This is a genomic window from Dokdonella sp. (assembly GCF_019634845.1).
Classification (GTDB): domain Bacteria; phylum Pseudomonadota; class Gammaproteobacteria; order Xanthomonadales; family Rhodanobacteraceae; genus Dokdonella_A.
Genome location: NZ_JAHCAQ010000018.1, coordinates 55,608 through 76,316 on the forward strand (window position 1 = coordinate 55,608; position 20,709 = coordinate 76,316).

Below are 20,709 nucleotides of genomic sequence, written 5' to 3' on the forward strand. Positions count from 1 at the left end.
CCAGATTGCAGCAGTCGACGGGATCGTACGCGAAATGCGCGTACCTGAGCGGCAGATGGGGGCGACTTGCCGCTTTCAAAGCCGCGCCCGGGCGTGCTTGGACCCGGCCACCACGGGAACGTTGCCGATGACACTGCCCTACCGCGGACGCTTTGCGCCCTCGCCGACCGGCCGCCTCCACTTCGGCTCGCTGGTCGCCGCACTCGGCAGCTGGCTGCACGCCCGCGCCGCGCAGGGTCGCTGGCTCGTCCGCATCGAGGACCTCGACCGCGACCGCGAGGTCGCCGGTGCCGCGCAGGACATCCTCGCCACGCTGGCTGCGCTCGGCATGAGCTCCGACGAGACGGTGCTGCTGCAAAGCGCGCGCCAACCGGTCTACGCCGCCGCACTGCAGCGACTGGCCGCGGCCGATGCGGCGTATCGCTGCTGGTGCAGCCGCGCCGACCTGGCCGCAGTCGGCGGCATCCATCCGGCGCGCTGCGTGGCGCGCCCGACCGCGCGGCCGCCGGCATGGCGCCTGCGCGTCGGGAAGGCCGCCATCGGCTTCGACGACCGCATCTGCGGTCATTGCCACCAGAGCCTGGCCGCCGATGTCGGCGATTTCGTCATCTGGCGCGCCGATGGCGTGTGCGCCTACCAGCTCGCGGTAGTGGTGGACGACGCGGCACAAGGCATCACCGAGGTCGTGCGCGGCGTCGACCTGCTCGACTCGACCCCGCGCCAGATCCTGCTGCAACGGTTGCTGGACTTGCCGACACCACGCTACGCGCACCTACCGCTCGTGCTCGACGCGCAGGGCCGCAAGCTCAGCAAGCACGAGGCGGCGCGACCGGTGGTGGCGAGCGATCCACTGCCGGCGCTGCGCGCGGCACTGGGCTTTCTCGGCCAGCCCATACCAGCCGCCGACCACGTGGGCGACCTGCTCGCGCAGGCCGTGCGCGGGTTCGCTGCCGACCGCATTGCGCGGCCAACCGAAGCGGCGATTGCGGCAGCGCGTAATGCATCCGCACAATGAATGAGCACAATCACCGTGCTGGCACCGCTCGGTGCCACACTTTTTCCAACAGGAGTCCATCATGACGGCACGCGTCGCCCTCGTTACGGGAGGTACCGGCGGCATCGGTACCGCAATCTGCAGGCATCTGGCCTCGCTCGGCCACAAGGTCGCCACCAATTACCGTGACGAGGCCAAGGCCACGGCCTGGCTCGAAGCACAGAAGAAAGCTGGTTTCGACTTCGCGCTCGCCAAGGGCGACGTCTCCGACCCGGTGGTCGCCGAGGCCATGGTGCGCGACGTGGAGCGCCAGCTCGGCCCGGTCGAGATCCTCGTCAACAATGCCGGCATCACGCGCGACACGACCTTCCACAAGATGAGCGCGCAGCAGTGGCAGGAAGTCATCAACACGAACCTCGGCTCGTGCTTCAACGTGACGCGCCCCGTGATCGACGGCATGCGCGGGCGCAAGTGGGGACGCATCGTGCAGATCAGCTCGATCAATGGCCAGAAGGGCCAGTACGGCCAGGCCAACTACGCCGCGGCCAAGGCCGGCATGCACGGCTTCACGATCTCGCTGGCGCAGGAAAACGCCAAGTTCGGCATCACCGTCAACACGGTGTCGCCCGGCTACGTCGGCACCGACATGGTGATGGCCGTGCCCGAGGACGTGCGCAACAAGATCGTCGCGCAGATCCCGGTCGGGCGCCTGGGCGAGCCCGACGAGATCGCCTTCGCCGTCGGCTTTTTCGCCGACGAGCGCGCGTGCTGGATCACCGGCGCCAACCTGGCGATCAACGGCGGCCAGTACATGGGTTGGTAGCGCATGCGCTTGTCCGGCGCCCTCCGGCGCCGGACGCATGCGCTACCAGGTGAGACAGGATGTCGAACGGGCCGCGCCGCAGGGATGCCTGCTGGCCTCGGCCCATCACCCAACCGGCGCCGGACGCATGCGCTACCAGGTGAGACAGGATGTCGAACGGGCCGCGCCGCAGGGATGCCTGCTGGCCTCAACCCATCACCCAACCAGCGCCGGACGCATGCGCTGCCAGGTGCGACTGCGATGTCGAGCGGGCTGCGCTGCAGGGATGCCTGCGGCATTCCGCGCCGCCACCCCGCTGGCGCCGCGCCGGCACCCGTCCGCGCAGTGCCGGTTCCTGCTGCCGCGTTCGGCCCGGCTGCCGTGCCGCCACCGCAACCGCGGCGCGCCGGGCAAACTGGTGCGTCGCACCACATTCTGCTAGCGTTGACGCATGACCACGCCCCGCACGATCAAGAAGTATCCCAACCGCCGTCTCTACGACACCGAGATCTCGAGCTACATCACGCTGGAGGAAATCCGCCAGCTCGTGCTCGACAACGAGGAGTTCGAGGTACGCGACGCCAAGACCGGCGAAGACCTCACGCGTTCGGTGCTGCTGCAGATCATCGCCGAGTACGAGGACCGTGGCCAGCCGATGTTCACCAGCAAGCTGCTGTCGCAGATCATCCGCTTCTACGGCGATTCGATGCAGGGATTCATGGGCACCTACCTCGAGCGCAGCCTGCAGGTGTTCATGGACCAGCAGCAGCAATTCCGCAGCCAGCTCAACAACATGCTGGGCCAAGGCCCGTGGTCGATGCTCAACGACCTCACCGAGCGCAACATGGACATGTGGAAGTCGCTGCAGCAGGGCTTCCTGAGCGCCGCCGCCAGCAGCATGCGCGGCGCCGCCGCCGGTACGGCCGACCAACCCAAGAAAGACTCCAAATCCTGATTCGTGCCGCACGCCGCGGCGTGGCGCCTCGCGGCGCCGCGTGCGTGGCCCGCGTGCCCCGTTGCCCCAGAGGAAACCCATGAACGAGCGCATCGCCATCGTCACCGGCGGTATCGGCGGACTCGGCACCGAGATCTGCAAGTCGTTGGCCCGCGGCGGCCGCAAGGTCATCGCCGCCGACCTCGCCGCACGCAGCGAGCGCATCGACGAATTCCGCCGCGAAGTGGCCGAGTTCGGCGCCGCGATCGCGTTCGAGCCGCTCGACGTCGCCGATCGCGACGCATGTGCCGACCTGGCCCAGCGCGTCGCCGCGCAGCATGGCGCGGTCTCGATCCTCGTCAACTCGGCCGGCATCACGCGCGACACCAGCCTGCGCAAGATGGACGGCGCGCAATGGGACGATGTCATCCGCATCAACCTCGGCGGCATCTTCAACATGTGCCGCGTGCTCGTCGACGGCATGACCGCGCAGGGCTTCGGCCGCATCGTCAACATCTCCTCGGTCAACGGCCAGACCGGCCAGTTCGGCCAGACCAACTACTCGGCGGCCAAGGCCGGCGTGCACGGTTTCACGATGGCGCTGGCGCGCGAGGTGGCGCGCAAGGGCGTCACCGCCAACAGCATCTCGCCGGGCTATTGCGACACGCCGATGGTCCGCGCCGTACCCGACGAGATCCGCCAGCAGATCGTGGCCTCGATTCCGGTCGGCCGCCTCGGCGAGCCGCGCGAGATCGCCCGCACGGTCGCCTTCCTCGCCGATGACGATGCCGGCTACATCACCGGCGCCAACATCCCGGTCAACGGCGGCTACTTCGTGAGCTTCTGACGCACGCCGTCAGTAGTCGTAGCCGTCGATGAAGACGAAATCGTCGGGCGTGCGCACGCAGTCATAGGTCACCTGCCGCGGCTCCCCTGCCTCGACCACCTCGAAGTCGGTCGGCCGGATTCCGAACAGCGCATGCGAATCGATGCCAATGTCGGCATCGGCCCACTTGTGGGTGGTGAAGGCATCGGACTCCGCCGTCAGCGGGATGCCGCCGCCGTCGGCGAGGAACATGCCGTACTTCTTGAGCGTGCGCAGGATCACGCGCACCGACTGCCGGCTGCTGAACGCGTCGATGTCGAACGACGGCTTGAGGCGCAGGCGCGAACCGTAGGGCACCGCATTGGCGTTGGTGTCTGCGGTGGCCAGCGTGCCGTGCGAGGCCGGGTGGACATAGCGGTGGCGCATCATGCGGTTGTTGCCGAGGATGAAGCGGATCGCGTGGCCCAGATCGCCCTGCACCTGCATCGCGGCCCACAGCTCGTCGGCATTGAACAGCAGCGGCGCGATCGGAAAGCCCGCGGCGTCGGCGCTCGTGCAGTGTTCACCGCGGCCGTTGCGCGGATAAACCTTGTCGAGGTTCCAGCGCAGGCCACATAACGCCTGGATCCCGCCAGCGCCGGCAGCATGGGTCGCGTAGGCCTCGTGCAGCACTTGGCTGGAATCGTCGACCACCAGCAGGTGGCAATCGTCGCTGTCGGCATCGCAAGCGTAGCCGGGCGGGTCGGTGCCCTCGATGCCGCCACCGGGCGGCAGCGGAAACAGCGTGCCCGGCGCGTCGCAATCGGGGCTGTAGTAGTCGCCGGCGCTGGGCCAGGCCACGATCGGGTAGCGCGGCGTCGCCGCGGTCGCGTGCAGCACGTAGAACGAGAAGTCGATCTGGAAATCGAAGTTGCGCGTGTCGCCCCAGCCGGACGGCGACAACGCCGCCAGGTGCGCCATCATCGCCGCCGAGTTTGGACGCAGCGCGGCGCTGCTGACATCCACGTTCCAGATCGCGTTGGGCTGGCTGAAGCGCGGCAATGGTGCCGCCGGTGCAGCGCCCGCCAGCAGCAGCCCCGCCATGAGTCCGATGCGCCGCATGTCCGCCCTCCCCCGACCGTGCCGCGCCATGGTCGCCCACGGCGCAGCGTGAAACCGCGGCGCCCGTCACGCCTGCGACCGACCCTTACCAGACCAGATCGGCCGGCACGTCGTCCTCGGGTGTCGCATGCGCATCGCACAACAGCACGAGCGCGTCGGGGTCGATCGCCTGCGCCGCCAGCGCCTGCTCACGCCCGACCAGCAGATAGCGCCCGCCCAGTTGCACCACGGCCAGTTCGCCACCATTGAGGCGCGGCAACTGCTCGGCCGTGACGTAGATGCGGCGGATCTTGTTGTGATGCGGAAAATGCCGCGGAATATCGGCCTCGGCCGCGTTCTGGGCCGCGCCGCCGAGCAGCGCGCCCAGCTTCTGCTTGCGCTCGCGTTTTTCCTTGGCACGCGCCTCGGCCTCGCGTTGCGTGCGCGCCTGGTCCTCGCGCTCGCGCTGGTGGCGCAGCGCGTAGGCTTTGGCCAGATCGATGTCCCCCTGGGCGGCCTTGCCGTCCCGCGGCGCACGCTGCTGGGTCGCCGCTGGCTTGCCGGGGTTGGCGTTGCGCTGCTGCGGCCTGCCAGGGGCCGGCTTCGCCGCGGCTTTCGGCGCCGGCTTGAAGCCGGCCTTGAGCAATTGGTCGCGCAGGGAATCGGACATGACATGGAACCCACAACGAAACGGACATCTGCAATGGCCCAGCGTCACCGCCAGGCGGCGTCCAGCGCCGGACCCGACCCGGTGGCGGCTCGGCCGACACAGCCAGCGGCAAGCGCCTGACCGGCACGCCCGCACAGTGTGCCGGCACGCCTCGCCATTGAAAAGTGCGGCCGCACAGCGCGGCCGCCGCGCCGGCGGCCATCGGCCCGCGGCAATCCGGTCGCGCTAGTAATGTGGCGGAGGCGGCTCGTCCTGCGCCGCTTGGCCCAGGCTGCCACGCAGCGCCTGCAGGTCGATGCGCAGCGACTCGAGTGCATTGCGCAATGCCAGCAACTGGCGGTCATGGACCGCGACCGTGTCGTTGAGGCTGGTCACGGTGTCGTCGACGAACGACAACCGCACCTCCAGCTCGGTCAGGCGCTGCTCGAGACTCGCCCCCGTCGTCTTCACGCGCCGAGCTTCTCGATGAGGTGACGCCCGTGGCGCGCGCCGGTGGCACCGCGCGCCTCGTGATGCGCCAGCGCGAGGTCGGCCGCGGCCATTTCGCGCACGAGCTCGGCGAAACTCGTCCTGGGCACCCAGCCCAGCCGTTCGCGTGCCTGGCGCGGATCACCCAGCAGCGTCTCCACTTCGGCCGGCCGGTAATACTGCGGGTGGATACGCACCACAACGTCACCGACCTTGAGCTTGAGTCCCTCGCCGTGCACGGCGGCGACCACCGCGCGCTCGTCGGCGCCGCTGCCTTCGAACGCCAACTCGATGCCCATTTCGTGCGCGGCCAGCACGACGAACTCGCGCACCGAATGCTGGATGCCGGTGGCAATGACGTAGTCGGTCGGTTCGTCCTGCTGCAGGATCAGCCACTGCGCCTCGACGAAGTCGCGCGCATGGCCCCAATCACGGCGCGCATCGAGATTGCCCAGGTACAGGCCATGCTGCAGGCCGCAGGCGATGCGGGCGAGCCCGCGGGTGATCTTGCGCGTGACGAAGGTCTCGCCGCGGATCGGCGACTCGTGGTTGAACAGGATGCCGTTGCAGCCGTAGATGCCATAGGCCTCACGGTAGTTCACGGTGATCCAGTAGCCGTAGAGCTTGGCCACGCCGTAGGGCGAGCGCGGATGGAACGGGGTGGTTTCGCGCTGCGGCACCTCGCGCACCTGCCCGTAGAGTTCCGAGGTCGAGGCCTGGTAGAAGCGGCAGCGATCGCCCAGACCGAGGCTGCGGATCGATTCGAGCACGCGCAAGGTGCCGATGCCATCGGCATTGGCCGTGTATTCGGGTTCTTCGAACGACACCGCCACGTGGCTCTGCGCGGCGAGGTTGTAGATCTCGTCGGGCCTGACCTGCTGCACCACGCGCAGGATGCTCAGCGAATCGGTCAGGTCGCCGTAGTGCAGGTGCACGCCCGGGCGCGTGTCATCGAGTTCGTGGTGCAGGTGGTCGATGCGTTCGCTGTTGAACGACGACGAGCGCCGACGCAGGCCATGCACCTCGTATCCCTTGGCCAGCAGCAGCTCGGCAAGGTAGGCCCCGTCCTGGCCCGTGACGCCCGTGATCAACGCCCGTTTCTGTTCCATCGTCTGCCGCGCCCTGGTCGAAAACGGCCGATGTTAACGGGGCGCTGCGGTGAATGACAGCCGGCGCAGCTCAGGCGGCGCCCGCGCCAGCGGCCACGCTGCGGCCGCGGCCGATGCCGTAATAGGCGATGCCGGCGGCCTCGACGGCGGCCGGCTCGAAGATGTTGCGTCCATCGAACAGCACAGGCGTGCGCAGCGCGGCGCGGATGCGTTCGAAATCGGGGCTGCGGAACGCCTTCCATTCGGTCACCACGACCAGCGCATCCGCACCTTCGAGCGCCGCGTGGGGCTGCTCGCACAGCACGAGATCGGCACGCTCGCCATACAGCCGCCGCGTTTCCGCCAGCGCCTCGGGGTCGAAGGCGCGCACGCTGGCACCCGCCTGCCACAACGCCTCCATCAGCACGCGGCTGGGCGCCTCGCGCATGTCGTCGGTGTTGGGCTTGAAGGCGAGCCCCCACAATGCAATCGTCCTGCCCTGCAGGACACCGCCGAAATGGCGCTGCAGCAACGCAAACAGCTTGCCCTTCTGCGCTGCGTTGACGGCCTCGACCGCGCCGAGCAGGCGCGCCTCATAGCCATGGACGCGAGCGGTGTGCTCGAGCGCCTTGACGTCCTTGGGAAAGCACGAGCCGCCGTAGCCGGCGCCCGGGTAAATGAAGTGGTAGCCGATGCGCGGATCCGAGCCGATGCCACGCCGCACCTGCTCGATGTCGGCGCCGACCTGTTCGGCGATGTTGGCGATCTCGTTCATGAAACTGATCTTGGTCGCCAGCATCGCGTTGGCGGCGTACTTGGTCAGCTCGGCCGAGCGCACGTCCATCAGCACGATGCGCTCGTGGTTGCGATTGAACGGCGCGTAGAGCCGGCGCAACAGCTCGACCGCCTGCGCGCTGTCGGCGCCGATGACGATGCGGTCGGGGCGCAGGCAGTCCTGCACCGCATCGCCCTCCTTGAGGAACTCGGGATTGGACACGACGTGGAACTCGACCGCGACGCCGCGCGCCGCGAGCTCGGCGGCAATCGCCGCGCGCACGGCATCGGCGGTTCCCACCGGCACCGTCGACTTGTTGACGATGACCGCCGGCCGGCACAACGTGGCACCGATCGTGCGCGCCACCGCGAGCACGTAGGACAGGTCGGCGCTGCCGTCCTCGTCGGGCGGCGTACCGACCGCAATGAAGATGACCTGGGCGCGCTCGATCGCGGCGGCGGCGTCGGTGGTGAACGCCAACTGGCCACTGGCATGGTTGGCACGCACGAGCGGCTCAAGGCCCGGCTCGTAGATCGGCACCTCGCCGCGCTCGAGTCGCGCGATCTTGTCGACATCGACGTCGACACAGGTCACGTGGTTGCCGACCTCGGCCAGGCAGGTTCCGGTGACGAGTCCGACATAGCCGGTTCCGAAGATCGTCACGCGCATGCTGCACTCCCTCCTTGACCGCACGCGATTCGTCGCGCGCGCAACGGCGCCACAGCGGCGCAAAAACGCGAAAGGCGCACCGTGACCGGCACGCCTTCCGCCCCAGCCAGGCTTGTCGAGCCTTACTTCTTGGCCGGCTCGGCCTTGGCGGCCGGCTTGGCGGCCGCCGCCGGCGCCGCTTCGGCCGGCTTCTCGATGTCGAGCAGCTCGACCTCGAAGATCAGCGTGGCGTTCGGACCGATCGGGCCCGGACCATTCTCGCCATAGGCGAGGTCGGCCGGCACGAACAGCTTGTACTTGGAGCCGACTGGCATGAGCTGCAGGCCTTCGCTCCAGCCCTTGATCACGCCGTTGAGCGGGAACGTGGCCGGCTGGCCGCGATCATAGGAGCTGTCGAACTTCTCGCCATCGATCTTGGTGCCGAGGTAGTTGACCTTGACCGTGTCGGTGGCCTTGGGCTTGGCGCCAGTGCCCTGCTTCTCGACCAGGTACTGCAATCCCGACGCGGTGGTCTTGACGCCGGCCTTGGACTTGTTGGCGGCAAGGAAGGCTTCGCCGTCCTTCTTGTTCTTCTCGGCGGCGACTTTCTGCTCGGCCACGCGCTTGGCCTGCATCTGCTTCATGAACTCCTGACGCACCTGCAGCGCTTCCTCCTGCGTGAGCGAGGTCTTGTCGCCCTTGAGCGTCTGCTCCAGCGCCTGCTCGACGATCTTGATGTCGATGTCGTCCTTGATCTGGGTGAGGCCGCGGCCGATGTCCATGCCGATCATCGTGCTGATGCTGTGCTTGTCGACCTTGACCGTCGGCGCCGCCTTGGCTGCGTCGGCCTTGGCCGGTTCCTGCGCAATGGCGCCGACAGCGAACGTCGCCGCCAACGCGGCCACAAGGGTCTTCTGCATGAAACGCGTCATGTTTGCTCCTGAAAGATGGGATTGCCGGTCACTGCCCCATGGGCATCACGCACGTCTGCGCCCGGCCACGTGTGCGGGATCGTCTATTCTGAACGCCACACCCGTCGTTGGCAACGACGGGCGCCCTGCGCCGATCGACCGCCGGGCCGCCTGCAGCGGCGCCGGGCGGGTTGGCGATCGGTACGGTGCGCTGTGACCACGCGGCGGCGGCAAGGTTCCGCAGGCGTGCGCCCGGCCATGCTGGCGCGGTCGGAGCCGGCGGCAATGCCCATCGGTGCATCCGCCACGGGCCGGCGCGCGCCTCTTGCCGATCAAGCCCTTGCGTGATGCATGAGCCGCCAGGCCGGGGCGCGCTGCAGCGCCAGGCCCCGGTTCAGTCGAGCGCCGCGCGCAGCGACACCGGCAAGTAGCGGTGGTCGAGGTCGGTGGCGACGTGCCAGTCGCCCTCGGCGTCGCGCGTCCACTGCAGGACTTTGCCCGCGAGCTGGCGCTGTGCCGAGGCCAGCGTCAGGCGGATGCCGCACTCGCCGTCGGCATCCTCGACCGGGGCGACCTCGATCGAGCGCACATGGGCATTGGCATAGGACGCCGCGCTGCCGATGTCGCCGTCGCCATTGCGCGGGCAGGTGCCGGTGCTCTCGCTCCAATCGTCGACCGCCGCCTGCAGCGCGGTTCCAGCCAGCGCCGCTTGCGCCACTTGCGCCCGCAACGTGAACTGCCGGTATGCCGGCAGCGCGATCGCGGCAAGTATCGCGAGCACGCACACGGCGCCGAATGCGAGCGTCGCGGCGACGATGATCCAGGCCGCCCGGCGCGACGACACGCTGCCAGGTGCCGGGGCGCGGGCGGCGATGCCGGGAATACGCCGCCCGCCCGGCTCCGACCTTGGCGCGGTCGATGGCGGCGGCGATGGCGACACCACCACGCCGAGTTCGCCTGCCACCCGCGCCAGCGGCACCCAGCCATCGAGTCCATCGCGCCAGACCAGGCTGTCGGCACGCACGCGCCCGGCGCGATACGCCGTCGCCAGGCTCGTCGCGTCGAGCGGACCTTGCTGTTGCGATTGCGCATCCGCGTAGTACCACTCAGTTATGTTCGTCTCCGTAGTCACAATCGTGCCGCCCGCTTCATCGCCAGGTAATGGCTGACCAGTGCCGCCGGCAGTTGGGCACAGGTCACGTCGAGCACATCGGCGCCGTGCGCGCGCAGTGCCGCATGCACGCGCTGGCGTTGCTCGATGTACTGCGCCATCGCGCCAAGATGGATCGCCTCGTCGAGGTTGCGCACCGGCTGCTGCAGGCCGCGGTCGACAATCGCCTCGCGCAGGCTCGCCACGCACACGAGATGGCGCCGCTGCAACTGGCGGACCGCCGCCAGCAGATCCTCGGCGTCCTCGTCGCGCGCATTGGTCAGCAGCAGCACGAGGCAGCGCCGCGGTTGGCGCATCGCCAGCGTGGCGACGGCATCGAGATAGTCGGTGGCCACCGCTTGCGCCTGCAGGTCGAACAACGCGTTGAGCAGCACGTCGATCGTGCCCAGGCCGCGCCGCGGGGCGACGAAGCGCGCATCGCCGCCGGCCGCCAGCAGGCCCACCGCATCGCCTTGGCGCAGCGCGATCCAGGCCACCATCAACGCCGCATTGAGGCCATGGTCGAAATGCGACAGCAAGTCGTCGCGAGCAAGCATGCGCCGACCCGTGTCGAGCAGCAGCATGACCTGCTGGTTGCGCTCGTCCTGGTATTCGCGCGAAACGAGCTTGCGCACGCGCTGCGACGCCTTCCAGTCGATCTGGCGCAGCGAATCACCGAGACGGTATTCGCGCAGTTGCTGGAAGTCGGTACCCTCGCCGCGGCGGCGTTTCAGGTGGGCGCCGAGCGTGCGCGAAGCCTGCTCGGCGCCGACCAGCGCGAGCCTGGCCAGTGGCGCGAAGTTGGGATACACACGCAGCAGCTGGCCGACGGCGACGCGGCGCTGCTGGCACCACAAGCGCAGCGGCGAATGCAGGCGCAGCGCACAGGCCGCAAATTCGAAGCGGCCGCGCTCGGCCGGCGTGAGCCGGTAGCTCAGGCGCAGCTCGCGTTGCGCCGGCACGCTCACCCGCTGCGGCAGCGCACGCACCGGCCACGCGCCCGGATGCAGGTCGTGCACATCGACCAGCAGCGCGCCGCTACCGGCGTGACGCAGGCGCAGCGCAACCTCGCGCTCGACGCCGACCGGCACGATCGCCGGCAGCTCGCGCGCGACGTCGGGCGTCGGCAGACGCGCCAATTGCCGCGCATCGACAGCGGCCACGGCGACCAGGCCGAGCGCGAGCACGGCCAGCGCACCGGCCGGCATCCAGCCCAGCGCCACCGCCAGGCCCGGCGCGGCCAGCGCCAGCAACGCAACGACGAGGGCGGGCGCAGGCGTCACTGGCGCGGCGCTTCCACCCGCGCCAGCAGCGCATCGAGCACCTCATCGATGCGGCGGCCCTCGATCTGCATCTCGGGGGCGAGGCTCAGGCGATGACGCAGCGCCGGCTTGGTGATCGCGCGCACGTCGTCGGGCGTGGTGAAATCGCGGCCATCGAGCACGGCCTGCGCGCGCGCCGCCCGCACCAGCGCCAGCGAGCCGCGCGGCCCTGCCCCCATCGCCAGGCCGGGCCAGTCGCGCGTTGCGCGCACGATGCGCACGGCGTAGTCGAGCACCACGGGATCGACCCGCACCGCCGCGGTGCCGGCCTGCATCGCCAGGATGACGGCCGGCGTCGCCACCGCGCGCACGCGCGACAGGTCGAAATCGTTGGCGCTGCGTCCGGCGCTCACGCTGCCGACCATGCGCACCTCTTCCTCGTGCGGCGGATACGGCATGAGGATCTTGAGCAGGAAGCGGTCGAGCTGCGCCTCGGGCAAGGGATAGGTGCCTTCCTGCTCGATCGGGTTTTGGGTGGCAATGGCAACGAACGGCGGCTCGAGGGCGAAGCTGCGCGACTCGATCGTGACCTGCAGCTCCTGCATCGCCTCGAGCAGCGCGGCCTGGGTCTTGGCCGGCGCACGATTGATCTCGTCGGCCAGCAGCAGGTTGGCGAACACGGGCCCGCGGCGGATGCGGAAGCTCTCGCTCTTGGGATCGTAGAAGGCATGGCCGCTGACGTCGCTGGGCATGAGATCGGGCGTGAACTGCACGCGGGCGTAGCTGCAGTCGAGCGCCGCCGCGAGCGCGCGCACGAGCAGGGTCTTGCCCAAACCCGGAGCACCCTCGATCAGCACGTGGCCACCGGCCAGCAGCGCGATCAGCAGCTGATCGAGCACATCGCCCTGGCCGACAAAGGCGTGGCCGATCTGGGCGCGGATCTGCGCGCAGCGCTCGGCCAGCGCGGCGCCGGTCAGCGCGGCGCCGGTCAGCGCGGAAATGACGGGGCGGACAGGGTCGTTCATGGCGATGGTCCTTGCAGGAAAGTTCGCCGCCAGATGCTGCGGCACAGGCAGGTCGGAGTGGTCATCGCAGGCCCCATCGGGCAAGCCATTGGACCGCGGCGAGGAATCGTTCGGGATGATTGAGGTCGGTCGGCTGCAGCGCGGCGCGCACTTGCTGCGGTGGCTGGCCCGTGCGCGCCGCGACGGCCGCGACCAGGTCTTCGCCATCGAGCGCCGCCAGTTGCGGCGCGTCGCGGCGCAACCGCGCATCGAAGGCGCGGCGCAGTGGCGCATACAGCGCGCTGGCCTTGCGCTCGCGGAACACGAATTCACCCGCGGCCTCGACATGCTCACGCAGCGCGCGCCGCGTGGTGGTGGCAGGCGGCAGCAGCGGACCGAAGCGGCGTGCGCGCAACCACAGCCAGGCCAGCAATGCGCAAGCGGCCGGCAGCAGCAGCGGCCAGCCGTACCGCAGCAGCAGCACATACAGTGGCGGCACGTCGCTGGCATAGACGAGATGGACACGCCCGCCGTGCAGCAACGGTGCGAGCACCTGCCAGGCGAGGTCGGTGTTGGCGCCCTTGTCGAGCGCGTCGTTGCGCAGGAAGCGAAGGGTGCCGGCGGCCGTCCACTGGCCATCGCCATGGTCACGACCGACGAGGTAGTAGCCGCGCCCCGGTTCGCCCGCGAGCAGGTCGAACTCGTCCTCGTCGATGCCGGCGCGGGCCACCAGGGTGTCGAAGCACAACGTCTGGCGTCCGTCCCGACCCGCTGCGGCCGCGGCTGGCGTCGCGCTCAACCGGAGGCATTGGCCAGCCTCGTCATCGAGCCTCAGGTCGAGCTGGTCGACGAGCGCACCGGGACGCTCGCGCGCACCGGCGGGCAAGCCGAACAGCAGCGCACCACCGCCGTCCACCCACGCCAGCAGTGCCGCGACCTGATCGGCGCTGAGCGTGCGCACGTCACTGCCGAGCACGAGCGTGTCGCGCGGCCCGAGCGCCATCGCGGCAAGGTTGAGATTGGCGCGCGCCACGACCTCATGGCCGCTCGCGACCAATGCCTTCTTGAGCGCATACAGCGGGTTGTAAGCCGCCTCGCCACGCGGCGGCACGGGCACCTCGACTTCGACGCGTTCGTAACGCGCATACCACCACGCCGCCAGCACGAGTGCGAGCAGCACGATGATGCCGCCGATGACGAGCCGCGTGGCGCGCGCGCTCACGTCGGCTCCGATGCGGCGGACCGGGGTGGTTGCTGCCACTGCAACAACAGGGCCTCGATCGCTTCAGGCGATGGCGGGCGCTGTGCGTAGGCGACCGCCTGCCAGGCACGCACGATGCCCGCGAACAGGCCGGCGTAGCGCGAGTCGGCAAGAGCGCGCGCATGACGCAGGCACAATGCCTCGGTGGCGCCCGGCGGCAGGGGCGCGCCCTGCACCTGCACCAGGCGCGCCACCGCCGCGCGATAGAACAGTGCCATCGCATCGCGCATGCGCCCAGCGGCCAGCAACTGGCGCACGGCCGCCACGATGTCGGCCGGCAACGGCGTGGCCGCATCGAGATCGTGCACGGTCGGCGCGGCATCCGGTTCGGCTGCGTGCCGCTGCGCGGTCAACTGCGGCAACCAGCGTCGCCAGTTGCTCACGAGCACGGCCACGACGAGCGCTGCGATGATCCACAGGCCGTACTTGAACAGGAACCCGATGGCCGTACCGAGCGTGGCCGCCCACCTGGATGCCGCGCGTGCATCCTCGGGCTTGCCGCTGTTGCGCTCCTTCCAGGTGAACTCGCGGCGGGTGCGGCCCAGGTCGTCGCCGGCGTAGGCTTCGCGCACGCCGTCGGCGAACGCGCCGCCATCGTCACGCCAGCGTGCACCGAAGATGTCCCTGCCGGTGCGCACGGGCGGCTCGCTGCGCGACGCGGTGGCCGCGCCCTCGTGCGGCACCGCAGTCGCTGCTGCCGGCGCCAGCGGCGGCGCGGGTGCGTGGTCGGCCGCCTCGCCGCTGGGTCGCTCCGCGGTCGGAGTTGATGCCGCCGCGGCCTGCGCATCGGCAGTCGACGGCGGCACTGCTTGCGCCACGACCGGACCGGCGCCGAGCACCAACGCCAGCACCAACGCCAGTGCGGCACCGCCCGCAGCCAGCCGCGCGGCGATGCGGCGGAATGCCAGCTCGATGTCCCAGGCCTCGAGCTGCATGCGGCGATTGAGGTAGAGCCCGAATCCGGCGCCGACGTAGAACGGCTCGATGATGCTGGTCGCAAGCCACATCACCAGGTTCAGCACCGCCTGGGCCCATGCCGGCGGCGCCACGAACAGCGTTTGCAGCATCGCCTTTGCCGACTCGTCGAAGAACTCCACCGGCACGAACATGAGTGCGAGCGCGATCAACGAGAAGTACAGCATCATCTCCAGGTTGGCGCCGATGAACGTCAGCATGATCGCGGTCGAGCCATCGCCGCGGCCGAGTACCGAGGCACGCTGGTGGCGGTGTTCGCCGCGCACGCCTTCGAGCAGGTCCACCGGCAGCAGCAATGCTCGCGCGGGATGCAGGCGCCGCCACAGCAGCCATGGTGCGATGCCGCGCCAGCCCCAACTGCGTTGGGCCGCCAACGTCGCGCGCAGGTTCGGCGCGGCGCCGAACACGCTGCGCGAGAGCACGAACAGCACGCTGCGATCGAATGCGGGCTTGAGCCACCACATCAGCAGCGGGGCCAGCCACAACCTGTCAAGCAGGCCAGCCAGCACGTTGAGCAGCAACCATACCGGCAGCGTGACCACCAACCAGGCGCCGAAGATGCGGCCAGCGTAGGCGCGCACCATGGCCAGACCGAGGTCGGTGGCTTCCCACGCCGAACGCGCGCGCAGGGCGATGCCCAGATCATCCACTCGCATCGGCACCGCCATCGGCATGCATTGGCGCAGGCGAGCGGCCGCCACGCCACAGCCACAGCAGGAGCAGCGACCACAGCGCCAGCCCGACCGCGTGCTTGAGCGTGCTCGGCAGCCACACGATCGACGACCAGTAGGCCTCGATGAAGGCGGCCAGCACGAGCATCGCGAACACGCCCAGGACGAGCTTGGCGCCATCGACGCCGGCCTCGGCCAGCGCACGTGCGCGCGAGCGGCGCCCAGGCGCGAGCAAGGCCATGCCGATATGCAGGCCGGCGCCGCCGGCAATGACGATCGCCAGCAGTTCGGGGGCGGAATGGCCGGCGACGAAATCCCAGAACGGCCCGCCGTAGCCTATTGCGGTGAGGTGACCGGCCACGCCACCGATGATGATGCCGTTGAACACCAGCACGAACACCGCGCCGACACCGGCCAGCAGGCCACTGGCGAAGGTGCGGAAGCCGATGCTGACGTTGTTGAAGACATACACGCCGAACATCTGCAGGTCGGCGCCCCCGTCACGGCCGAGCCGGTCGGCGTGATGGAGCGGGTTGTACATGTTCTCGAACTGCGCGAGCTGGCGCGAATCGAACAGCGAATGGATCAGCTCGGGATGCCACTGCAACAGGATCGCGACCGCGATCAGCGGCACGAAGAACAACGCCGCCGCGGCGGCCATGCAGGCCCCCTGCGCGCGCACCAGCCGCGGGAAGCCGGCGGCGAGGAAATCGAACAGCAGGCGCAGGCGCGGTGGCCGTGGCCGGTACAGCACCTGGTGGCCCCGCTGGGCCAGGCCGCGCAGGTCGGCCACCAGCTGCGTGCTGTAATCGCGACGTTCGGCCACCGCGAGTTGCTGGCACAGGCGGCGCAGCGCCGACGGAAACTCACTCGCCGCCATGATCGTGTCGGCCTGCGCGCGCTGCTGGCGCTGGCGTGCCTGGCGTGCATCGAGCCAGTGCTCGAAGCGCGTCCATTCGGCGCCATGGCGGGCCTGGAACGCCTCCTGCTTCATGCCCGCCCCACGTAGGCGGTCGCCATGCCGTGCAGGCGTTGCACCGCAACGGTACCCTGCGCCTGGGTGAGCTGGCCGAGCAGTCCGGCCAGCTCCTGCTGGCGCTCGGGCGTGAGCTGGGCGCTGCGCTCGGCGAATTCGATGATCGCGGCGCGCTCGGCCGGTCGCAGCGCCAACGGCGCCACCAGCGCCGGCGTGGGCGGCAGCGCGCCGGCGCGCAGCGGCGCACCCGCGTACACCACCAGCGTGCGCGCGACGAGGTCGCCGATGCGCCGACCCTGGCGATCGGTAAGGCTCGCCACCAGGCCAAAGCCATAGCACAGCGGCATCATGTCGACCACGCGCAACAGGTTGCGCACGATCGAAGCGAGCCAGGTCACCGGGGTCCCGTTGGCGTTGACCACACGCAGGCGCATCACGCGCTTGCCCGGTGTCTGGCCGTCACGCAGTACCTCGAACAGCACCGGGTACAGCCACCACAGTGCAAACAGTACGAGCAGATACAGGCCGATGCCACTCGCGCCGAGCGCACCCAGTGCGGTGGCGGCGATGAACGCCGCTGCGAAGCGGATCATGAAATCGAGTGCCCACGCGCAGGCGCGCGGCAAGGCGCCGGCGCTGCGCAACTGCAGCGCGATGCCCTCGGGGGTCTCGACCACGGCCAGCGTGTCGATCATCGACAGCGGCCGATCAGGTCGTCTTGACGACCATCGTGTCGGCGATGAGATCGTGCAGGCAACGACGATCCTCGCGGAAGATCAGCAGGGGATCGGCCAGCATGACCAGCCAGCCGACCAGCGGGATCGCGCCGAGCAAGCCCACCGGCACATAGCGCGCGAAGATGATGCGCAACAGGCCGCAGCGCTCGCCGCTCGTGCGCACGATGCGCACCTTGAGCAGGCGCTTGCCGATGGTCTGGCCATGGCGGTGCAGCCAGATCAGGTTGACCACCAGCACGCCCAGCGCATACAGGCCGAACACGGTCATGCCGATCGTGAAACCAAGCCCCGGAGCGCGCGTCCCGCCCTCGGCCGTGGCTCCAGCCGCAAACGGCAGCACGATCGCCAACAGGATTGCCGGGATCGCGATGACCGCGGTGTCGAGCAGGTAGGCACCGAGCCGGATCACGCGCTCGGCCAGTTCCAGCGAGTCGTCGCTGACGACGTCCTGCACGCGCGCGCTCGGCGCGGCGTAGGGATTGTGTGGTCGCGGTGGCGGTGGCGGTGCGGACGACATGACGATCTCCCCTTGAACGATTGGTGGTGGCAACGGCGGCGCCCGCGCCGATCGCATTGGGCACCGCGCTGGCGCAACGGGCAGGCACTGTAACCGGCGCCACGCGGAGATCACAAATAACCGCTGCGCCGCCGCGCGCAGCACACGCGCATATGCGATCGGGCGCCAGCGGGAGCGCCGCGCCGGGTGGATCGGACGCTGCATGGCCGGCAGGCCATGCTGCACTCGAGCCCCTGTCATCAGTCATGCCTCGCCACGGTTGACAGGGGCAAAACTGGTGTTATAGTTCGCTACAACACTACTTCATCAAGCGCCGACGGAGGCCGCCATGACCACGCTGCATCGCTACCATGACCTGCTCCACACCGCTTCGCGCCTGCCGACGCACGTGCTGCGCACGATGCTGGTGCTGGCCGCCCTGGCCGGAACCGGCCTCACCCTCGGCGCGCTGTCGCTGGAAATGAGCCCGACCGGCCCGACCGAACTGGCGCCTGCCGCCACCCCGGCCCTGCGCTCGACCACCGCCCAGTCCGACCTGCCGACGGTCACGCTCGACACCGTGACCGTGCGCGCCAGCGACGCCGGCGCCGCCGCCCGCAGCACTGCGGGCAGCAACGGCACCGCCACCCGCCCGCGCACCGCGTCCGCCAATGTTGCCGGCGACTTCGTGCGCCGTGCCGCCGGCTCGGCGCTGACCATGCCCTACTACTCGTTCGCCAAGCCACTGCGCGCCTCGATCGAGGAGTGATCGCGATGAGCATCACCTGGAACGACTCGACGCCGATCTATCGCCAGTTGCGCGACCGCGTGGTGGCGATGATCCTCGACGGCGTCCTGAAACCCGGCGACGCATTGCCGTCGGTGCGCCAGGTGGCAGGCGATTTCCAGATCAATCCGATCACCGTTTCCAAGGCCTACCAGGAATTGGTCGACGAGGTGCTGGTGGAAAAGCGGCGCGGGTTGGGCATGTATGTGACCGACGGTGCGCGCGCGGCGCTGCTCAAGTCCGAGCGCGAACACTTCCTGCGCAACGAATGGCCGCCGTTGCGCGAACGCCTCGCGCGACTGGGCCTCGACCTCAAGCAACTGCTGGCCGAGTCCAGCGAGGATCCCCAGCCATGACCACGCTCGTCCAGGCCCGCCACCTGCGCAAGACCTACGGCACCACCCGTGCGCTCGATGACGTCAGCTTCGACATCGAAGCCGGCCGCATCGTCGGCCTGATCGGCCCCAATGGCGCCGGCAAGACCACTGCACTCAAGGCAATCCTCGGCCTGACCGACTTCGAAGGCGAACTCACCGTCAACGGCGTCGACCCCCGCAAGGACCGCGCCCGGCTGATGGAAGACGTGTGCTTCATCGCCGACGTCGCGGTGTTGCCGCGCTGGCTGCGGGTGCGCGAGGCGATTGATTTCGTGGCGGCGGTGCATCCGCGTTTTTCGCGCGACAAGTGCATGGCCTTCCTCGCCCACACCAAACTGACCCCGCACATGCGCGTGCGCGAGCTCTCCAAGGGCATGATCGTGCAACTGCACCTGGCGCTCGTGATGGCAATCGACGCCCGCCTGCTCGTGCTCGACGAGCCCACGCTCGGGCTCGATATCCTGTACCGCAAATCGTTCTACGAATCGCTGCTGGGCGATTATTTCGACGAGGACAAGACCATCCTCGTCACCACCCACCAGATCGAGGAGGTTGAGCACATCCTCACCGACCTCATGTTCATCCGCGGCGGCCAGCTCGTGCTGTCGGCCACGATGGATGCGATCGGCGAACGCTACGTCGAGGTGATGGTCAACCCCGACCGGATCGATGCCGCGCGCGCGCTCGGCCCGCTGAGCGAACGCCAGATCTTCGGCAAATCGATCATGTTGTTCGATGGCGTCGCGCCGGCGCGACTGGCCGAACTGGGCGAACTGCACAAACCGAGCGTGGCCGATCTGTTCGTCGCCACCATGAAAGGGACCTACGCATGAACAAGCTGCCCATCCTGCTCAAGCGCGAGTACTGGGAACACCGCGGTGGCTTCCTGTGGACGCCGGTATGGATCAGCGGAGTGATCCTCGGGTTGACCGTACTGGGCATGATCGCCGCCGAGGTGTTTCGCGCGCGCGCCCATGTGCAGATCGCCGGCATGTCGCTCGACGCCATGCGCGCCAGCATCGGCAGCAGGGACTTTGCCGACGCCGGCCGTGCCTTCGACGCGGCGCAGTTCATGTTCGTGACGATCCCCTGCGTCGCGCTGTTCTTCGTGCTGTTCTTCTATCTGCTGGGCGCGTTGTACGACGATCGCCGCGACCGCAGCGTGCTGTTCTGGAAATCGTTGCCGGTGTCGGATAGCGCCACCGTGCTGTCCAAGGCGCTGACCGCGATGCTGGTCGCGCCCGCGATCGTGCTGGTGGTGGCTACGCTCGCCTACTTCGTGTTCGTCATTCTCGTGGCGGCCTGGCTGGCGCTGCATGGCCTCAACGTGCTGCCCGCGCTGGCCGCCTCGCATCCACTGCGTACGCTGTGGCGCCTGGCGCTGACGATCCCGCTCGATGCACTGTGGGCGCTGCCTACCGTCGGTTGGCTGCTGTTCTGGTCAGCGTGGGTGCGCAGCAAGCCGTTTCTGTGGGCGGTCATGGTGCCGCTGCTGGTGGTGTTTGCGAACTGGTGGATCGGCGTGCTCGGGGCACCGAACTTCAGTGGCACGCTCGACCTCATGCGCATGGCCGGGCGCCTGCTGCTGGGCGTCATGCCCGCTGGCTGGATGGGGATCGAAAACGGCGGCATGCGGCAAATGATCGTGCACGCGGGCAGCAGCGACGATGGCGGCCTGTTGCACCCGGCGCGGCTGCTGGCCAGCGCAACATCACTCGAACTGTGGCTCGGCGTCGTGGCCGGTCTGGTCCTGGTCGGCGCCGCGATCTGGGCGCGCGGCCGACGCATCGATACCTCGGTCTGAGCCTTGCGCACTG

At 69.1% G+C, this 20,709-nt stretch carries 22 protein-coding genes; 8 read left to right on the forward strand and 14 right to left on the reverse strand.

The annotated features are described in order from the left end of the window. Positions 1-127: 127 nt before the first annotated feature. The 4 genes from gluQRS (at position 128) to phbB (KF903_RS12700) (ending at position 3,577) form a co-directional block, all read left to right on the forward strand. Positions 128-1,015 (forward strand): tRNA glutamyl-Q(34) synthetase GluQRS, encoded by an 888-nt coding sequence (gene gluQRS, locus KF903_RS12685; protein WP_291215430.1) that lies wholly within the window; start codon positions 128-130, stop codon positions 1,013-1,015. Positions 1,016-1,076: 61 nt separating this feature from the next. Beyond that, on the forward strand, positions 1,077-1,817 hold the full coding sequence (gene phbB / locus KF903_RS12690) for an acetoacetyl-CoA reductase (protein WP_291215431.1): 741 nt from the start codon (positions 1,077-1,079) through the stop codon (positions 1,815-1,817). A 430-nt stretch (positions 1,818-2,247) separates the two neighbouring features. Next, the gene (gene phaR, locus KF903_RS12695) at positions 2,248-2,751 is read left to right on the forward strand and encodes a polyhydroxyalkanoate synthesis repressor PhaR (RefSeq protein ID WP_291215432.1); all 504 of its coding nucleotides are present in this window, start codon (positions 2,248-2,250) and stop codon (positions 2,749-2,751) included. Positions 2,752-2,830: 79 nt separating this feature from the next. Next, positions 2,831-3,577, forward strand: coding sequence for an acetoacetyl-CoA reductase (phbB, locus tag KF903_RS12700; RefSeq protein WP_291215433.1), 747 nt, complete (start codon positions 2,831-2,833; stop codon positions 3,575-3,577). Positions 3,578-3,586: 9 nt separating this feature from the next. Here phbB (KF903_RS12700) and KF903_RS12705 read toward each other — a convergent pair whose 3' ends face one another. From KF903_RS12705 to KF903_RS12770, 14 genes are all read right to left on the reverse strand, one after another. Further along, a complete protein-coding gene (locus KF903_RS12705; RefSeq protein WP_291215435.1) occupies positions 3,587-4,657 on the reverse strand; it encodes a hypothetical protein in 1,071 nt (356 codons plus the stop codon). Between the two features lie 85 nt (positions 4,658-4,742). Beyond that, positions 4,743-5,306: a DUF2058 family protein gene (locus KF903_RS12710; RefSeq protein WP_291215436.1), complete on the reverse strand. Its 564-nt coding sequence runs from the start codon at positions 5,304-5,306 to the stop codon at positions 4,743-4,745. A gap of 225 nt (positions 5,307-5,531) precedes the next feature. Continuing rightward, positions 5,532-5,756, reverse strand: a complete 225-nt coding sequence (locus KF903_RS12715) for a SlyX family protein (protein WP_291215438.1) — start codon at positions 5,754-5,756, stop codon at positions 5,532-5,534. Beyond that, positions 5,753-6,883 carry a GDP-mannose 4,6-dehydratase gene (gmd, locus tag KF903_RS12720; RefSeq protein WP_291215440.1) on the reverse strand — a complete coding sequence of 377 codons (1,131 nt, stop codon included), beginning with the start codon at positions 6,881-6,883 and terminating at the stop codon, positions 5,753-5,755. Before gmd ends, KF903_RS12715 begins: the two co-directional genes overlap by 4 nt. A gap of 70 nt (positions 6,884-6,953) precedes the next feature. Next, positions 6,954-8,306, reverse strand: a complete 1,353-nt coding sequence (locus KF903_RS12725) for a UDP-glucose/GDP-mannose dehydrogenase family protein (RefSeq protein WP_291215442.1) — start codon at positions 8,304-8,306, stop codon at positions 6,954-6,956. 122 nt (positions 8,307-8,428) lie between these two features. Next, entirely contained in the window at positions 8,429-9,217 is a 789-nt protein-coding gene (locus tag KF903_RS12730) for an FKBP-type peptidyl-prolyl cis-trans isomerase (protein ID WP_291215444.1), read from the reverse strand. A 373-nt stretch (positions 9,218-9,590) separates the two neighbouring features. Next, complete coding sequence (locus KF903_RS12735; protein WP_291215447.1) at positions 9,591-10,328, reverse strand: pilin; 738 nt, start codon at positions 10,326-10,328, stop codon at positions 9,591-9,593. Beyond that, positions 10,325-11,629, reverse strand: a complete 1,305-nt coding sequence (locus KF903_RS12740; protein WP_291215450.1) for a DUF58 domain-containing protein — start codon at positions 11,627-11,629, stop codon at positions 10,325-10,327. The genes KF903_RS12735 and KF903_RS12740 overlap by 4 nt, the downstream gene beginning before the upstream one ends. Further along, complete coding sequence (locus tag KF903_RS12745; RefSeq protein ID WP_291215452.1) at positions 11,626-12,633, reverse strand: MoxR family ATPase; 1,008 nt, start codon at positions 12,631-12,633, stop codon at positions 11,626-11,628. The genes KF903_RS12740 and KF903_RS12745 overlap by 4 nt, the downstream gene beginning before the upstream one ends. A gap of 61 nt (positions 12,634-12,694) precedes the next feature. Then, positions 12,695-13,834 carry a DUF4350 domain-containing protein gene (locus KF903_RS12750; protein ID WP_291215454.1) on the reverse strand — a complete coding sequence of 380 codons (1,140 nt, stop codon included), beginning with the start codon at positions 13,832-13,834 and terminating at the stop codon, positions 12,695-12,697. Next, positions 13,831-15,504, reverse strand: a complete 1,674-nt coding sequence (locus KF903_RS12755) for a DUF4129 domain-containing protein (protein ID WP_291215456.1) — start codon at positions 15,502-15,504, stop codon at positions 13,831-13,833. Before KF903_RS12755 ends, KF903_RS12750 begins: the two co-directional genes overlap by 4 nt. Next, positions 15,491-16,513, reverse strand: coding sequence for a stage II sporulation protein M (locus tag KF903_RS12760; RefSeq protein WP_291215459.1), 1,023 nt, complete (start codon positions 16,511-16,513; stop codon positions 15,491-15,493). Before KF903_RS12760 ends, KF903_RS12755 begins: the two co-directional genes overlap by 14 nt. Then, positions 16,510-17,190 carry an RDD family protein gene (locus tag KF903_RS12765; RefSeq protein WP_291215462.1) on the reverse strand — a complete coding sequence of 227 codons (681 nt, stop codon included), beginning with the start codon at positions 17,188-17,190 and terminating at the stop codon, positions 16,510-16,512. Before KF903_RS12765 ends, KF903_RS12760 begins: the two co-directional genes overlap by 4 nt. 13 nt (positions 17,191-17,203) lie before the next feature. Continuing rightward, on the reverse strand, positions 17,204-17,749 hold the full coding sequence (locus KF903_RS12770; protein ID WP_291215464.1) for an RDD family protein: 546 nt from the start codon (positions 17,747-17,749) through the stop codon (positions 17,204-17,206). Positions 17,750-18,077: 328 nt separating this feature from the next. On the opposite strand from KF903_RS12770, the gene KF903_RS12775 reads away from it, so the two are divergent. From KF903_RS12775 to KF903_RS12790, 4 genes are read left to right on the forward strand one after another with little or no spacing between them, the layout of a single operon-like run. Next, positions 18,078-18,497, forward strand: a complete 420-nt coding sequence (locus KF903_RS12775; RefSeq protein WP_291215466.1) for a hypothetical protein — start codon at positions 18,078-18,080, stop codon at positions 18,495-18,497. Positions 18,498-18,502: 5 nt separating this feature from the next. Next, positions 18,503-18,871, forward strand: a complete 369-nt coding sequence (locus KF903_RS12780; RefSeq protein WP_291215468.1) for a GntR family transcriptional regulator — start codon at positions 18,503-18,505, stop codon at positions 18,869-18,871. Then, positions 18,868-19,725: an ABC transporter ATP-binding protein gene (locus tag KF903_RS12785; RefSeq protein WP_291215470.1), complete on the forward strand. Its 858-nt coding sequence runs from the start codon at positions 18,868-18,870 to the stop codon at positions 19,723-19,725. Before KF903_RS12780 ends, KF903_RS12785 begins: the two co-directional genes overlap by 4 nt. Next, complete coding sequence (locus KF903_RS12790; protein ID WP_291215473.1) at positions 19,722-20,696, forward strand: hypothetical protein; 975 nt, start codon at positions 19,722-19,724, stop codon at positions 20,694-20,696. Before KF903_RS12785 ends, KF903_RS12790 begins: the two co-directional genes overlap by 4 nt. Positions 20,697-20,709 lie beyond the last annotated feature (13 nt).

What these genes read in the sequence shown, in the direction of transcription:
- KF903_RS12785 (WP_291215470.1), top strand. Translation starts at nt 18,868, where the DNA reads ATGACCACGCTCGTCCAGGCCCGCCACCTGCGCAAGACCTACGGCACC.
- gluQRS (WP_291215430.1), top strand. Translation starts at nt 128, where the DNA reads ATGACACTGCCCTACCGCGGACGCTTTGCGCCCTCGCCGACCGGCCGC.
- gmd (WP_291215440.1), bottom strand. Translation starts at nt 6,883, where the DNA reads ATGGAACAGAAACGGGCGTTGATCACGGGCGTCACGGGCCAGGACGGG.
- phaR (WP_291215432.1), top strand. Translation starts at nt 2,248, where the DNA reads ATGACCACGCCCCGCACGATCAAGAAGTATCCCAACCGCCGTCTCTAC.
- KF903_RS12760 (WP_291215459.1), bottom strand. Translation starts at nt 16,513, where the DNA reads ATGAAGCAGGAGGCGTTCCAGGCCCGCCATGGCGCCGAATGGACGCGC.
- KF903_RS12755 (WP_291215456.1), bottom strand. Translation starts at nt 15,504, where the DNA reads ATGCGAGTGGATGATCTGGGCATCGCCCTGCGCGCGCGTTCGGCGTGG.
- KF903_RS12710 (WP_291215436.1), bottom strand. Translation starts at nt 5,306, where the DNA reads ATGTCCGATTCCCTGCGCGACCAATTGCTCAAGGCCGGCTTCAAGCCG.
- KF903_RS12730 (WP_291215444.1), bottom strand. Translation starts at nt 9,217, where the DNA reads ATGACGCGTTTCATGCAGAAGACCCTTGTGGCCGCGTTGGCGGCGACG.
- phbB (WP_291215433.1), top strand. Translation starts at nt 2,831, where the DNA reads ATGAACGAGCGCATCGCCATCGTCACCGGCGGTATCGGCGGACTCGGC.
- KF903_RS12775 (WP_291215466.1), top strand. Translation starts at nt 18,078, where the DNA reads ATGACCACGCTGCATCGCTACCATGACCTGCTCCACACCGCTTCGCGC.
- phbB (WP_291215431.1), top strand. Translation starts at nt 1,077, where the DNA reads ATGACGGCACGCGTCGCCCTCGTTACGGGAGGTACCGGCGGCATCGGT.
- KF903_RS12790 (WP_291215473.1), top strand. Translation starts at nt 19,722, where the DNA reads ATGAACAAGCTGCCCATCCTGCTCAAGCGCGAGTACTGGGAACACCGC.
- KF903_RS12770 (WP_291215464.1), bottom strand. Translation starts at nt 17,749, where the DNA reads ATGTCGTCCGCACCGCCACCGCCACCGCGACCACACAATCCCTACGCC.
- KF903_RS12780 (WP_291215468.1), top strand. Translation starts at nt 18,503, where the DNA reads ATGAGCATCACCTGGAACGACTCGACGCCGATCTATCGCCAGTTGCGC.
- KF903_RS12765 (WP_291215462.1), bottom strand. Translation starts at nt 17,190, where the DNA reads ATGATCGACACGCTGGCCGTGGTCGAGACCCCCGAGGGCATCGCGCTG.
- KF903_RS12725 (WP_291215442.1), bottom strand. Translation starts at nt 8,306, where the DNA reads ATGCGCGTGACGATCTTCGGAACCGGCTATGTCGGACTCGTCACCGGA.
- KF903_RS12745 (WP_291215452.1), bottom strand. Translation starts at nt 12,633, where the DNA reads ATGAACGACCCTGTCCGCCCCGTCATTTCCGCGCTGACCGGCGCCGCG.
- KF903_RS12705 (WP_291215435.1), bottom strand. Translation starts at nt 4,657, where the DNA reads ATGCGGCGCATCGGACTCATGGCGGGGCTGCTGCTGGCGGGCGCTGCA.